Annotated in this window: 11 protein-coding genes and 2 pseudogenes; 3 read left to right on the top strand and 10 right to left on the bottom strand. The window is 70.1% G+C overall.

The features are described 5' to 3' along the window. Positions 1 to 114: 114 nt before the first annotated feature. The gene (locus JFN87_RS20590) at positions 115 to 1,566 is read right to left on the bottom strand and encodes an aminotransferase-like domain-containing protein (protein WP_209342052.1); all 1,452 of its coding nucleotides are present in this window, start codon (positions 1,564 to 1,566) and stop codon (positions 115 to 117) included. Between JFN87_RS20590 and JFN87_RS20595 the strand changes: the two genes are divergently transcribed. Next, the gene (locus tag JFN87_RS20595) at positions 1,565 to 2,461 is read left to right on the top strand and encodes a DMT family transporter (protein WP_209342053.1); all 897 of its coding nucleotides are present in this window, start codon (positions 1,565 to 1,567) and stop codon (positions 2,459 to 2,461) included. The genes JFN87_RS20590 and JFN87_RS20595 overlap by 2 nt on opposite strands. A gap of 186 nt (positions 2,462 to 2,647) precedes the next feature. Beyond that, complete coding sequence (locus JFN87_RS20600; protein ID WP_209342077.1) at positions 2,648 to 3,508, top strand: 3-hydroxybutyryl-CoA dehydrogenase; 861 nt, start codon at positions 2,648 to 2,650, stop codon at positions 3,506 to 3,508. A gap of 22 nt (positions 3,509 to 3,530) precedes the next feature. On the opposite strand, the gene JFN87_RS20605 is transcribed toward JFN87_RS20600, so the two are convergent. The 3 genes and pseudogenes from JFN87_RS20605 to JFN87_RS34640 all read right to left on the bottom strand — a co-directional run. Further along, positions 3,531 to 3,905, bottom strand: a complete 375-nt coding sequence (locus tag JFN87_RS20605; RefSeq protein WP_245180649.1) for a YybH family protein — start codon at positions 3,903 to 3,905, stop codon at positions 3,531 to 3,533. 672 nt (positions 3,906 to 4,577) lie between these two features. Further along, on the bottom strand, positions 4,578 to 5,585 hold the full coding sequence (locus tag JFN87_RS20610; RefSeq protein WP_209342054.1) for a recombinase family protein: 1,008 nt from the start codon (positions 5,583 to 5,585) through the stop codon (positions 4,578 to 4,580). A 416-nt stretch (positions 5,586 to 6,001) separates the two neighbouring features. Continuing rightward, positions 6,002 to 6,133 (bottom strand): annotated as a pseudogene (locus JFN87_RS34640) (IS630 family transposase); the annotation flags it as partial. A gap of 25 nt (positions 6,134 to 6,158) precedes the next feature. Here JFN87_RS34640 and JFN87_RS20615 point away from each other — a divergent pair. Beyond that, positions 6,159 to 6,242, top strand: a pseudogene (locus JFN87_RS20615) (IS5/IS1182 family transposase); the annotation flags it as partial. Between the two features lie 152 nt (positions 6,243 to 6,394). Here the strand turns inward: JFN87_RS20615 and JFN87_RS20620 are convergent. The 6 genes from JFN87_RS20620 to JFN87_RS20645 form a co-directional block, all read right to left on the bottom strand. Beyond that, positions 6,395 to 7,588: an alcohol dehydrogenase catalytic domain-containing protein gene (locus JFN87_RS20620; RefSeq protein ID WP_208882523.1), complete on the bottom strand. Its 1,194-nt coding sequence runs from the start codon at positions 7,586 to 7,588 to the stop codon at positions 6,395 to 6,397. Positions 7,589 to 7,667: 79 nt separating this feature from the next. Further along, entirely contained in the window at positions 7,668 to 8,225 is a 558-nt protein-coding gene (locus JFN87_RS20625; protein WP_184772824.1) for a type 1 glutamine amidotransferase domain-containing protein, read from the bottom strand. 75 nt (positions 8,226 to 8,300) lie between these two features. After that, a complete protein-coding gene (locus JFN87_RS20630) occupies positions 8,301 to 8,492 on the bottom strand; it encodes a hypothetical protein (RefSeq protein ID WP_209342055.1) in 192 nt (63 codons plus the stop codon). Positions 8,493 to 8,741: 249 nt separating this feature from the next. Further along, the gene (locus tag JFN87_RS20635; protein WP_209342056.1) at positions 8,742 to 9,155 is read right to left on the bottom strand and encodes a GlcG/HbpS family heme-binding protein; all 414 of its coding nucleotides are present in this window, start codon (positions 9,153 to 9,155) and stop codon (positions 8,742 to 8,744) included. 206 nt (positions 9,156 to 9,361) lie between these two features. Then, the gene (locus JFN87_RS20640) at positions 9,362 to 9,667 is read right to left on the bottom strand and encodes a putative quinol monooxygenase (RefSeq protein ID WP_030878133.1); all 306 of its coding nucleotides are present in this window, start codon (positions 9,665 to 9,667) and stop codon (positions 9,362 to 9,364) included. A 174-nt stretch (positions 9,668 to 9,841) separates the two neighbouring features. Next, entirely contained in the window at positions 9,842 to 12,880 is a 3,039-nt protein-coding gene (locus JFN87_RS20645; RefSeq protein ID WP_209342058.1) for a Tn3 family transposase, read from the bottom strand. Positions 12,881 to 13,342: the final 462 nt, after the last annotated feature.

The raw sequence follows: 13,342 nt of genomic DNA on the forward strand, positions 1-13,342 counted from the left end.
CCCCCCCCCCCCCCCCCCCTTCTCCCCAGCGGAGGGCGGCCTGCGGGTTGGGCCGGCGGCCGGGGTCCAGACGTGTGCTCTTCCGAACACGCGGGAGCTGGCGGGGGCGCTCCGCTAGCCCCGGCCGCGCTGCGCGCGCGTCTCCTCGTACGCCGCCCGCAGCCGGTGCACGCCCTCGGCGATCTCGGCGATCCCCGTCACGCCCGCGAAGCTCAGCCGCATGTACGGCGCGGGCGGTTCCGTGCCGAAGTACGGGCGGCCCGGCGCGATGGCGACGCCCGCCCGCAGGGCGGCGGTGTTCAGGGCCTGCTCGCCCGTGCCGTCCGGCAGGCGCAGCCACAGGTGATAGCCGCCGGCGGGCACGTGCGGCAGGGCGGGCTCGGGCAGTTCGGCGCGCAGCGCCCCGGTCATGGCGTCCCTGCGGCTCTTCAACTCGACGGCGAGAGCGCGCAGATGGCGGTGGTAGCCCGCGGAGCCGACGAGTTCGAGCGCGGCCTCCTGGAGCGGGCGCGGCACGAAGAACGTGTCGACGACGTGGATCGCGCGCAGCCGCTCCCTGGCGGGGCCGCGCGCGGCGAGCACGCCCACCCGCATGCTCGGCGACGTGGCCTTGGTCAGCGAGCAGACGTGCACGACGACGCCGTCCTGGTCGTCGGCGGCCAGCGGGCGCGGCAGCGGGCCCGCGTCCTGGTGGGCGAGGCGGCGCACGAAGTCGTCCTCCACGACGAAGGCGCCGTGCTCGCGTGCCAGGCGCAGCACCTCGGGGCGGCGCGCCGCGGAGAGGACCGCTCCCGTGGGGTTCTGGAACAGCGGCTGGCACACGAGGACCCGCGCGCCGCTGGCGCGGAACGCGTCGGCCAGCAGGTCCGTGCGCAGGCCTTCCGCGTCGACGGGCACGGGTACGGGCCGCAGCCCGGCCGCCCTGGCAACGGCCAGCAGCCCCGGGTACGTCGGCGACTCGACGAGCACGGGAGCGCCGGGCGCGGCCAGCGCACGCAGCGCGGTGGTCAGCGCGGCCTGGCCGCCCGCCGTGACGATCAGGTCGGCCGCCGTCCAGGTGCCGCCGATAGAGCGGGCGAACCAGTCGCGCAGTTCCGGCAGCCCGTCCACCGGCGGCCTGCCCCAGGCGCCGGGACGGCGTCCGGCCCTGGCCAGCGCCTCGGCCATGGCACGCTCGGGCTGAAGCGACGGGTGCAGGTAGCCGCTGTTGAACTCGATGACTCCGGGCGGCGGCGCGGCGAGCGTGGCGAGCACGCCCGAGGCGTCGGCGGAGCGCGGCACGCCGTCCGCGCCCGCGTCCGCGCTGAGGGTGACCTCCTGCCAGGAGGTGTCCACGGGCTGTGCCGCGGCGGGCCTGGCCGCCGCGCGGTAGGCGCCCGCGCCGGGACGGGTGGTCACCAGGCCCTCGGAGGCGAGCCGCGCCAGCGCGCGGGACACGGTCACCGGCGAGACGTGGTAGCGCTCGACCAGCTCCCGGCTCGACGGCAGCTTCCCGCCGGGAGAGTAGCGGTGCAGCTCACTTCTCAGGGATGTCGCCAGCTCGTCCACACTGCTACGCTCATGCATGACGACACAGGATAGCGCTACCGCTACGCGCCCGATAGCGGTCTCGACCGGAACACTGCTGGCGGGTGCCGGTGTGGCCGCGTTCTCGCTGACCTTTCCCGCCACGGTCTGGGGCCTGGAGTCCTTCGGCCCGTGGACGTTCGTCGGGGTGCGTACCGTGCTCGCCGCGCTGATCGCCCTCGGCTTCCTGCTGGCCCGTCGCGTGCCGCTGCCCGCCCGCCGCTACTGGGGCCCGCTCGCGGCCGTGGCGTGCGGCACGGTGATCGGCTTCCCGCTGCTGACGACGCTCGCGCTCGGCACGTCGAGCACATCGCACGCCGCCGTGGTGGTCGGCCTGCTGCCGCTGACGACGGCCGTGTACGCGGCGGCGCGCGGCGGCCGCTACCCGTCGAAGGTGTTCTGGTGCGCCGCGCTCGGCGGCGCCGCTGTGGTGATCGCGTTCGCCGTGCAGCAGAGCGGCGGCGCCCTCTCGACGGCCGACCTGTACCTGTTCGGGGCGCTGCTGGTGTGCGCGGCCGGCTACGCGGAGGGCGGCCGCCTCGCGCGCGAGATGCCGGGGTGGCAGGTGATCGGCTGGGCGCTGGTCGCCACCCTGCCGCTCGCGGTGGCCGGGGGAGCGCTCGCGCTGGCGTACGAGCCGGTGAACCTGACGGCGCACGGCGTGGCCGGTCTTGTGTGGGTGGCGGCGGGGTCGACGTTCTGCGGCCTGTACGTCTGGTACCGGGGGATGGCGGCGATCGGCGTGGCGCGGGCGAGCCAACTGCAGCTGGCGCAGCCGCTGCTGACCCTCGTCTGGTCGGTGCTGCTGCTCGGCGAGCGGCTGAGCGCGGTGGCGGTGGGGGCCGCGGCTGCCGTGCTGGTGTGCATCGCGGTCACCCAGCGTGCGCGGGACTGACACGCACCGCAGTGACCCCGGCGCGCGGGCGCGCACGCGGGCTGACGCGCCCCTCCCTGAGCCCCCGCGCGCCGGGGGCGCAGAGTAACGTCTCGGAGGGGGGAGGCGCCCCCGCGCCGCCGGCGGGGCCCGGCGGGACGTCCGCGGAAGACACCGATCGACGAGGGGCTCGACGTGACCGACAGCATGACCGACATCACTCGCGTAGGAGTGGTGGGCTGCGGCCAGATGGGAGCGGGTATCGCCGAGGTGGCCGCGCGCAGCGGCCTCGAGGTGATGGTCGCCGAGACCACGGGCGAGGCCCTGGAGATCGGCAGGACCCGGATCGTCTCCTCCCTCACGAAGGCGGCCCTGCGCGGCAAGATCACGCAGGAGCAGCGGGACGCGGCGTTCGACCGGCTCACCTACACGACGGACCTGGGCGAGTTCGCCGACCGCGACCTCGTGATCGAGGCCGTCGTGGAGAACGAGCAGGTCAAGACGGAGATCTTCCGGGTGCTCGACCAGGTGGTGACGCGCCAGGACGCGATCCTCGCGTCGAACACGTCGTCCATCCCGCTGGTACGGCTCGCCGTCGCGACCTCGCGCCCCGACCAGGTGATCGGCATCCACTTCTTCAACCCGGCGCCGGTGCAGAGGCTGGTCGAGCTGATCCCCGCGCTGACGACGTCGGAGGAGACGCTCAAGCGCGCGGAGGCCGTGGTCGGCGGCATCCTCGGCAAGCACGCGATCCGGGCCCAGGACCGCTCGGGGTTCGTGGTGAACGCGCTGCTGATCCCCTACCTCCTGTCGGCGATCCGGATGTTCGAGTCCGGCATCGCGAGCCGCGAGGACATCGACAACGGCATGGAGATGGGCTGCGCCCACCCGATGGGCCCGCTGAAACTCTCCGACCTCATCGGCCTCGACACCGTCGCCTCGGTGGCGGACTCGATGTACGCGGAGTTCAAGGAACCCCTGTACGCCGCTCCCCCGCTGCTCCAGCGCATGGTCGACGCGGGCCGCCTGGGCCGCAAGACGCACGTCGGGTTCTACACGTACTCCTGACCGGGTCATGCTTCCGACCTCGTCAGCTGCTGAGGTGTTCGTGGAGCATCTGCCAATTTCCGGCGTTGTTGACGAGCACGTTGGTGCCGCGGCCGCTACCCGATCGTGGGTTGCCGTCGATGGTCCCGGTCCAGGTGAACCGGTAACGGCATACCGCGCGGTCACCGCCGTGGGCGATCCACTCCAGGTCGCTGATCCGGTAGACCTCACCGCGGATGGTGGCGAACGTCTCGGCGATGGCCGACAGGATGGCTGCGCGGCCGCGGTGCGATCCGTCGGAGAACCAGTAGACGGCGTCGGAGGCGATCAGTGGCTCGAGCCGGGTCGGGTCGTGGCTGTTGGTGGCTTGCTCGTAGGCACGGATGAACTCGCTGAGTGAGTAAGTCGGTTCGGGCATTCGCTGTTCCCGGTGGAGACGACGGTGACTGCAGAGGGCATGGGTGTAGCTGTCCGATCATGTCCGTGGTCCTTGCAGCGTGTCGAGAGTGTCAAGGCCGCAGCCCGCAGGTAAGGACGCTTCTCCCCGGCGTGTTCGGTACGACCCGCCTTCTCCGTGCAGCACCCTTGCCCTCCGTGGCCAGGAGCTCGTCGACGCCCGAGAGCCCGCTCATTCATCGTGTTGAACGTCGACGGGGTCAGCAGGCCGCGACCCCGACCACCCGAGTCATGTCCCGAAGGGGCGGCGCCGCAGCGCCGAACAGGAGAGCGCACGGGCGGTCATGGGCACAATCGAGCTCACGAGTAGTGTGCTCGCCCGCATGAGGCTAAGAACTCCTAACGCGCGCACCGGTACTGCCTTGCGGGCGGCGCGGCATGACGCAGTGCTTTACGGGCGGGCACGCGTTCCCATTGAGGACGAGTACGGCGCGTACTGCGAGGAGCACGGCGTCGAGCTCGTCCGACACCGCCCCCATGACCTGGCGCGCCGACCGCACCCACTGATGTCGCAGCCCGCCGCCGCCGACGGGAGCGAGCCGCCACCACGCGGTGCCTGACCGCTTCGGATCGGGCCGGCGCTCCCACCGACGAGGCCCTGTCCTCCCGAAGCTGCCGCGAAGTGACAAGTAACTCAGCGTGCTGTTAGGGCCTTGGCTTCTGTGCGCGGTTGAGGAACCTCGCTGCCGGTGAGGGCGGCGAAGTCGGCGTGGGCCTGTTCGACGGCTTCGGGGTACGCCTTGCGCTTGGCGTGTTCGGCGAGCGCGCGGTAGATGCTGGCGACGGAGGGGTTCTGCCCCTTGCGCTTGCCGGTGGGGATGAACAGGTCGGGCTGGATCTGCTCGACGGACTCGCCGAGCGCCCGCCTGCGGAGCACGGTGTGCAGCATGTCGTCGGTGATGACGGGTGGTCGGCCGCCATGCTTGCCCTTGCGGGCCGCGGTGTCGAGCCCTTCCAGCGTCGACTCCCGGATGTTCTCCCGCTCGGTCTCCGCCATCGCGGCGAAGAACGCGAACAGCAGCTTGCCCGGGCCGGTGGGGTCGTAGATGCCGGGCAGTGGTCCGGCGAGCATCTCCAGGATGAGGCCGTGGGCGGTGAGGTGGTCGGCGAGCGCGGTGAGTTCGGCGGCGTCGCGGCCGAGCCGCTTCATCTCGTACACGGTGAAGATGACCCGGCAGTGCGGGGCGTGCGCCTTGACCTCCCGCGCGGTCTTCAGCGCCTCCTCGAACTGGGGGCGGACCCGGACGCGGGTGCTGATCTTCTCGCTGAAGATCTTGTCCCTGGGGATGCCGTGCTTGCTGAGCGCGTCGAGCTGGGAGTCGAGTTCCTGCCCGAGGGTCGAGCAGCGGGCGTATCCGATGCGGATGTCCGCGCTCGGCAGGTCCGGGTCGATGGGCGCCGGCGGCGGGGTGCCGGGGCGCCACGGCCGGCCCGGACCCCGGTCGGCCGGGGTCGGGATTCGCAGCGCCTTCTTGAGCCGGGGCACCATCGTGAAGCGGCGGGTGTGGTAGGCGGAGGCGACCGCGCCGCCGCGTGAGCGGCAGGGCGAGCCGGGCTGCGCGTCACACTTCGGACAGGCGTGCTGTTCGACGTCGTCGGCGTCCGACCGGTCGGTTGGGGAAGGCTGCTGAGGGTCCGTCATGAGCCCGGATTCTCGCACAATGCAAGTCTCAGAAGGGGGTCCAACCGTTCTTTGAGTGAGAACGGGTTCCGAGAACCGATTCGAGGTTCCCGGGGGTCTGGCGACCCATTATCGATCTTGCTCGGGCAAAGGACTGTTTGTGAGAGTAACCCCGCGTACAGCTCTGGCCGTTGCTTGCCTTCAGTGAAGATCACCAGCGGTCGGCGGGCACGACCCCGGCCATCCGTTCGAGCTTCGCAAGCAGCAGCTTGCAGTCGGCGCCGCGTCGTGCGGTCCGCCGAGCGGCTGATTGCGGTACGCGCCGCGCTTGACCGACCACAGCCCGCGCCACACCGCATACGGCACCATCGCGTCCTCCCACCGGATGTGGCCGAGCCAAGGCCCAGCCGCCGCAGCGCCGCCGTGGTGGCGGACAGAGGTTCAGAGATGGGTTCTGCGCGTTCACCGTGCTTGTAGCAGGCCAGAGCGGCGATGGAGAAAGCGGCGCTGGAACCTCCCCGCACCTGGATGACGGGTGTGCGTCCGCGTCGGGCCCAGGTCCGTGCGGTGAGGAGGTGGTCAGATCGGCGCGAGTGTCTGGGACGTTCCCGCGGAGGATTCACCACCAAGATCCACCTCGTCGCGGACGGACGATGCCGACCCCTCGCCCTCGTCCTGGCACCCCCTCATCCGCCCCTGCGAACTCACGAGCGACGGCGTAGTGGGCAGGCCGTCGCCCGAGACGAAGCGACGGACTGCCCTCTCACGCCTCTCCGGTGCGGCAACGTGAGAGGCGGGCGAGTTCGGCACTGTTTCTCGGATCGCGGGCCTCAGGCGGGAATGAGGCCGTGGGGGTCGATGATGAACTTCTCGGACGCTCCCGCGTCGAAGGTCGCGTAGGCGTCGGGGGCGTCGTCGAGGCTGATCACCTTCGTGTTGAGCATGGCGCTCAAGTAGGGCATGCGGTCCCACAGGATCGCCATCATCAGCTCGCGGTTGTAGTGCATGATCGGTGCCTGCCCGCCGGTGATCCGCGGCGACTTGATCCAGGCCGTGCCGAAGTCGAGCGGGTACGTTCCCTCTTGCTCGGCCTTCGACTTCGCGAGCGGGTCGGCGCCGTAGACGCCGATGACTCCGGTGGCTCCGCCCGCGCGGGTGGCGTCGATCACCTGGTTGATAGCGTAGGCCGGGTCCATGTCCTCGGCCTCGCGGCCGATGCCGTGTGCCTCGGTGCCGACGTAGTCGACTGCACAGTCGACCATGGGTTCGCCCAGGATGGCCTCGATCTGGTCGGTGAGCGCTGCGTCCTGGCTCAGGTCGATCGTCTCGCAGCCGTTCTTCTTCACCAGCTCCAAGCGGTCCTTGTGGTAATCGCCGACGATGATGCAGGACGCCCCGAGGAGGCGCGCCGCTGCTGCGCCGCAGCGACCGACCGGGCCGGCGCCGGCGAGGTACACGGTCGAGCCCGGCTTGGCACCGGCCTCCATGAGACCGTGGAACGCGGTGGGCAGGATGTCCGAGAGCAGCGCCAGGTCACGGATCTTGGCCATGGCCTGGTCCCTGTCCGGGAAGCGCAGGAGCTGGAAGTCGGCGTACGGGACGAACAGGTACTCGGCCTGGCCGCCGGTCCAGTCGCCCAGGTTGAAGCCGTACGCTCCGCAGGCCACCTTGGGGTTCGTGGTCTCGCAGACCTCGGTCCGGCGCGCCCTGCAGTTGCGGCATCGGCCGCAGGCGACGTTGAACGGGACGGAGACGAGGTCGCCCTCACTGAGGAACTCGACGTCGGGGCCGACCTCGATGACCTCCCCGGTCATCTCGTGCCCCACCACCATGCCCTGAGGCACAGGGAAGGACCCGCGGTAGATGTGCAGGTCGCTACCGCAGATGTTGGTGGCGACGATCCGGAGGATGACTCCGTGCGGGGCCTTCTTCCCGTTCGGCATCTGAAGCTTCGGGAAGTCCAGGGACTCGACGCGCATGTCCTTCGGGTTCTGGAAGGTGACGGCGCGGTTGCTGCTTGCCATGACGATCTCCTCTGCTGATCCACGGGGACTCGGCCGTGGGAATGCCGGATGTCATTCGGTGGCTTGCGACTTCACTCGATCAGGCAGGTTGCAGTGCAGCGGCGAAGCGTTCGATGATCGCCTTGCAGAAGGCGGGGAGGTCCTGCGGGCCGCGGCTGGAGATCAGCTGGCCGTCGATCACGACCTCCTCGTCGACGACCTCGGCGCCGGCGTTGCGCAGGTCAGTACGAATGCTGGGCCAGGAGGTGAGGCGGCGACCGCGCAGCACGCCAGCCTCCGCCAGTATCCAAGGTCCGTGGCAGATGGTGGCAACGGGTTTCCCGGTCTCCACGAACTCCCTCACGAAGGCGACGGCGTCGGGATCGGTGCGCAGCTGGTCGGGGTTCATGGTGCCGCCGGGCAGCAGGAGCGCATCGTAGTCACCCACACGGGCGTCAGCGACCTTCTTGTCCACGGTAAAGGTTCCGGCCGGGTCGATGTCCATCTGGCGCGCGTTGATCTCGCCGGTGTGGAGGGAGAGGAGTTCGGCCTGCGCTCCAGCGCCCAGCAGTGCGCCGAGAGGCTGTTCGAGCTCGACGCGCTCAACGCCGTCCGTGGCCAGGATTGCGACCTTCCTGCCGTGCAGTTCGTTGGTCATGGTGCGTGGTTCCTTCCGGGGGAAGCTCCTATAGACCGTCAGCGGGGGACCGGTTCGGGCCCGTGCTGCCGCCGCTCAGCTGCCGTCGAGATGGAGGAGGACCTTGGTCCAACCGTCCTCGCGGTGGCCGAAGTGCTGGTCGGCCTGCGGCGCCTGGTCCAGCGACAGCTCCTGGAAGACGATCCAGGACGGCTTGGACTTGCCCTGCACGATCAACCCGCACAGCTGCCGTTTGTACGCCTTGACGTTGACCTGGCCCGTCCCCACGGTCTGGTGGGCACATCACCGTGGACGGAGTGCGGCACGGAAAAGCCTCACCACTTCCACTGTCTCACCCCCACAAGAGATGTCAAAAAGGGTCGAATCGCCATGCATGGCCGGTGATGTGCCGGTACCCGGCGTCGTGTATGCGGACCTGGTAATGATCCAGCCCGGTTTGTTCTTGGCGAACTGGAAAGTTTCCAACGAGCGGCCGCGCTGGGGTCTCCGCTGATCACGGCATGGCGGGGCCAGTCGTCAGAAGGCCGTCGCCGCAGCCTCGGCCACGGTCTGGTCCTGCTCACCGCTGCCGCCGCTGACGCCCACGGCGCCGACGATCCGGCCGCCGTGCCGCAGCGGGACACCGCCCGCGAAGATCATGACGCGTCCGTTGTTGGATGCGTTGATCCCGAAGAACTGCTCACCGGGACCCGCGTTGGCGGCCAGGTCGGCGGTAGTGATGTCGAAGGCCCGGGACGTGAAGGCCTTGTTGATGGAGATGTCGACGCTCCCGATCCAAGCCTCGTCCATCCGGATGTGCGCGACGAGGTTGCCGCCGACGTCGACGACGGCGATGTTGCTCGGCGAGCCGATCTCGTCGGCCTTGGCCTCCCCCGCAGCGACGACTCGCCGGGCGTCCTCCAGGGACACTGACTCCGTCTTGATGGTCATGGCAAGGTCCTTTCTGCTGTGGATACGCGGTTGTCTGCTTGGTGTATTCCGACCCCGCGCACCTCCGCCTACCGGGCCGAACCTCGCGTGCTCCGACGCGCACGGCAGGCCCACCCCATGACGGCCCAATCGATCGCCGGTGCGGTGATTCGGGCGCCGGCCGGGACCAGTCCGACGCGCCGGGCGTGGACAGGGAAGTTTGGTCTTCAGGGGAGTTTGTGGGCGAGGACGTCGAGTTGCTCGACGGACGGCGGTTGGGCGAACAGTTCACCGGCTCGTTCCGTCAGGGCGCTGCCCAGGCGGCCGGCGAGGTGGGCCTGGCGTGCGGCGTCGTGGGGGAAGGCGTCGAAGATGGCGAAGGTGGACGGGCCCAGGCGCACGGCGAACCAGGCGACGGTGTCGGGCTCCTCCTGCACGATGGCAAGGCCGTCGCGGAGAAAGGCGGCGACCTCTTCCTCTTTGCCGGGCTGGGCCTCGACCTGTACGTGCAGCGCGACGTTGATGTTGGCCATGCGGGGACTCCTTTCAGGTGCTCGCTCGCCCGGGAGCGGCCGGGCACTGCCGTGACCGGTTGGCGTCGAACGGGTCTCCTGTACGGCCGCGCCGATGCCTCTTTTTACCTATTTTGTCACCTTTTGCGATTTTTTTGATCCAGCCGCCGGGGAGCGACGCCGGGCCCATGGTCTTCAGGATGCCGACCCAGCCGCACCGTCCGTCGCCGATCGGGCGGTTTCCGCCTCGGGCGCGGTCCGGGGGCCGGGCACCGTGGCGGCAAGGGCGAGGTCGAGGTGGGAGTTCATGTCCAGCTCGAACCGGCCGTAGGGGTTCACGTGCGTCCAGAACAGCGGGGACAGGGCCCGCCGGTCGGCGTCGGTGAGCCTCTTCTGCCACTTCTCCTGGCTCAGGATGTCCTGGAGCAGCAGGGTGTTGACGTGTACCAGCGCGGACTGGAGCAGGTGCAGGGCGAGCATGGATACCTCCTGGGACTCCTTGTCGGAGCCGGTCAGGTCGCCGTCCTTGCCGTAGAACAGATCGTGGTTGGCGCTGTTCCAGTTCTCCACGACCTGGAGGCCGTCGTTGATCTCGCGGCGCAGGTCGGCGTCGGCGAGGTAGTCGCAGATGAACGCCGTACGTACCGCCCGGCCCAGCTCCTCGATCGCCCGGTACGTCGGGTGCTTGGGCCCGCCGCGGGTGAAGCGCCGCAGGACCTGCTCGGCCTCGGCGGTGCCCAGGCGCAGGGCGGTGGTGTACTTCACGATCTGGTCGTACTGCTGGGCGATCAGGTCCCGGTCGATCGTCTTGGTCGACAGCACCGGCGCCAGATGCGGCCAGGTCTCGTCCTCACCGGCCGCCGGCCGGTACAGCCGCGCTGAGCCGACGTTCTTCAGTCTCGGCAGCAGGTTGAAGCCGAGCATGTGCGCGAAGGCGAACCCGACGATGGAAGCGCCGTGGGTGTCGGTGTACTGGCGGTCGATCTCTACGTCCGTGCAGTGCCGCAGGACGCCCTCGATCATGGCCGCGACCTCGGAGGCGGAGCAGGACTTGAGCTGGGAGTAGACGCACAGCGTTTTCTTCTCGACGTGCCAGTAGATCATCACGCCGGGGCCGCGGTAGCGCTGGTGCCACTCGGTCATGAAGTTGCTGGACCAGGACCCGAACTTCTTCGAGTCCGACGCGCAGGCGGTGCCCTCGCCCCACCACGCCTGATCGCGGGCGGCGAAGGTGGCGTTGACCAGCCGGACCAGGGCGGCGCGCAGGTTGGTGCGGTTGACGAACAGGTGCCGCACACGGCGCAGGACGGCCTCGCTCTCGCCGTGCTTGCCGGTGACCGCGACCCGCTTGATGCCCATGTTCGTGCCCAGCGCGAACAGCACCAGCAGCAGCCGGCGCCGCAGCACCGCCTTCGGGACCGCCTCCCTGGTGGCGACCGAGGCGAACTCGGACGTGAACCCGGTGGCGAACTCGGCCTCCTTCAGGATGTCGATCAGGTCGATGGTGCCCCACCGCCGCTCGATCTCCGCCTTCAGCGCCACCAGGTTCTCCGGCTCCACCTGCTTGCCCAGCGGCGAGACCTTGATCCACGGCTCGCCGTGCTTGCGGACGATGTCCACCCCGCCCGTCGTGCCCAGCTCCAGCGCGGTGTCGAAGCGGGTCAGGGACTCCCGCAGCCGCTTCTTCAGCGCGTCGATGAAGGCGTGGGGGTCCTGGGGCTGGCGGATCGCGTCGTAGTGCACGTCGCGGTTGTCCTCGAAGTCCGGCGGCAGGTCGTCCTCCGGGTTCTGCCACCGGCCCGCGCCCGGCACCCAGATCTCCCGGCGCCGCAGCGCGTCCCGCAGCGACACCAGCACGCACAGCTCGTACGGGATGCGCTCGACCCGGCCGCGTTCGTCCACGACCGCCTTGCGCCACTCCTCACGTACCACCCCGGCCAGCGGGATCTTCTCCGACTCGTCGAAGAACGCGCCCTCCTTGGCGATGGGCTGGTCCAGGTACCGCTTCAGCAGGTCAATGGCGTCCATCACCGGCCGGTAGGCGGTGTTGTTGCACTTCAGCTCCAGCGCCCCGAGCAGCGGGGACAGCATCCGCCGCCAGTGCCCCGAGTACGACGACCGCAGCACCGTACGCACCCGCGCCCGGTAGCGGGCCTCGTTCGCCGCCGCCTCCGCAGCCAGCGCCTTGAGCGTGGACTCCCCGGCCACCGGGAAGATCACCCGGCGGACCGTGCCACCCGGCTCCGCGACCGCCGCCTCCGCCAGCCGCAGCAGGATGCCCTCCTTGCCGCGCACCCGCTTGAGGTCCTTGGTGAACTCGCCCTCGACCTTCTTCTCCGCCCGCGTGTTGATCCGCTGCACCAGCTGGATGAACAGCTCCACCAGCGAGTCGGTGATCTCTGTCTGCCGCACGTGGCACAGCGCGGCCAGCAGCGTGTACCGCACCGGTCCGGCTGCCGCCCGCAGGTCCGAGGGGTACTCCTTCGACGCCCGCCCCCGCCAGGCGGCCACCAGCTTCTCCGATACGTCCCCGAACAGCTCCGGCGCCAGCTCCAGCGCGCGCACCCGCTGGAGCTTGTTCACCTCCGCTAGGAGACTGTCCAGGCCCAGCGCACCGGGGTCCGCCTTCAGCTCGGAGAAGAACGACACGCCGCCGCCCGCAGACTCCTCGCCGCCGGCGTCCTCGGCGACCAGGTCGTCCAGCCGGGACCGGGTCGCCGCCGACAGCCGGCCCACCGTGGCCGCGCAGAACCGTTCCTCGAAGGTGCTGACCGCCGACCCCACCAGGCGGGCGATACGCCCCGGCGTCGGCGGCTCCAGCCGGTCCTTGCGGCAGCGGGCCACCACCGCCTCCGCCAGCCGGTCCCTCGACAGCTCCACCCCGCACAGCTCCACCGCCAGCCACTCGGCGAGCTGGGCCTGGTCCTCCGCGGTGCACTCCCGGAACCCGAACGCGCCCCGGATCTCAACCCGGTGCCGCTTGATCGCCCGCCCCGCCCAGTCGTACGCCGCCAACTCCCCGGCCAGCACCTTCACCTGCTGGGCCACGTACGCCACCGCCGGCGCCGGGATCTCCTCGGCGTTCTCCGGGAACCGTGCCTCCACCTCGAAGAACTTCAGCAACAACGCAAACCCCAGCCGGTTCGCCCCCGACTTGTTCCGCAACCGCTCCTGGTCCTCCTCCAGCAGCGTCCAGACCTCGATCAGGTCCTCCGGCTCCCACTCCTGCCGCACCCCGCGCTCCCTCCGGTCGTCATGACCGGACCAAGGTCGCCGAGCACGGCCCCCGATGAACCCAGAAGATCGAAAACGCTGACAAGCGCACCCCAGATCCGCTACAGAGAGCTACTTGTCACTTCGCGGCAGCTTCGGGAGAGCAGGGCCGACGAGTTCGACGGCGTCGCCGCGACCGTCCAACGCAACAACCCCGGCATGGAGCGCGCGTCGCTCGGCGGATCGCCCTTGAGGGCGTGAAGTTCGTCGCGACCGCCGCTGCAACCCGCGGTCGCATGGCTCCTTCACGCGCCGTGGGCGACGGGTGGCACGCCGTCATCGCCCCCGACACGCAGCGGGCTCCCGGCATCCTCGCTGTCACACAAGCCGCCATCGCCGGGGCCGGCTTCGAGATCGATGTCGACCTGTGGCGTCCGGCGTCGGACACATCGATCGGCGTGGCAGCAGCCTGCCAGCACAGCC

It is taken from the genome of Streptomyces montanisoli (assembly GCF_017813245.1).
GTDB classification, from domain to species: domain Bacteria; phylum Actinomycetota; class Actinomycetes; order Streptomycetales; family Streptomycetaceae; genus Streptomyces; species Streptomyces montanisoli.

Excerpts from the sequence above, each read along its gene's own strand:
- JFN87_RS20595 (WP_209342053.1), top strand. The coding sequence starts at position 1,565 with ATGACGACACAGGATAGCGCTACCGCTACGCGCCCGATAGCGGTCTCG.
- JFN87_RS20590 (WP_209342052.1), bottom strand. The coding sequence starts at position 1,566 with ATGCATGAGCGTAGCAGTGTGGACGAGCTGGCGACATCCCTGAGAAGT.
- JFN87_RS20610 (WP_209342054.1), bottom strand. The coding sequence starts at position 5,585 with ATGACGGACCCTCAGCAGCCTTCCCCAACCGACCGGTCGGACGCCGAC.
- JFN87_RS20625 (WP_184772824.1), bottom strand. The coding sequence starts at position 8,225 with ATGACCAACGAACTGCACGGCAGGAAGGTCGCAATCCTGGCCACGGAC.
- JFN87_RS20600 (WP_209342077.1), top strand. The coding sequence starts at position 2,648 with ATGACCGACATCACTCGCGTAGGAGTGGTGGGCTGCGGCCAGATGGGA.
- JFN87_RS20635 (WP_209342056.1), bottom strand. The coding sequence starts at position 9,155 with ATGACCATCAAGACGGAGTCAGTGTCCCTGGAGGACGCCCGGCGAGTC.
- JFN87_RS20605 (WP_245180649.1), bottom strand. The coding sequence starts at position 3,905 with ATGCCCGAACCGACTTACTCACTCAGCGAGTTCATCCGTGCCTACGAG.
- JFN87_RS20620 (WP_208882523.1), bottom strand. The coding sequence starts at position 7,588 with ATGGCAAGCAGCAACCGCGCCGTCACCTTCCAGAACCCGAAGGACATG.
- JFN87_RS20640 (WP_030878133.1), bottom strand. The coding sequence starts at position 9,667 with ATGGCCAACATCAACGTCGCGCTGCACGTACAGGTCGAGGCCCAGCCC.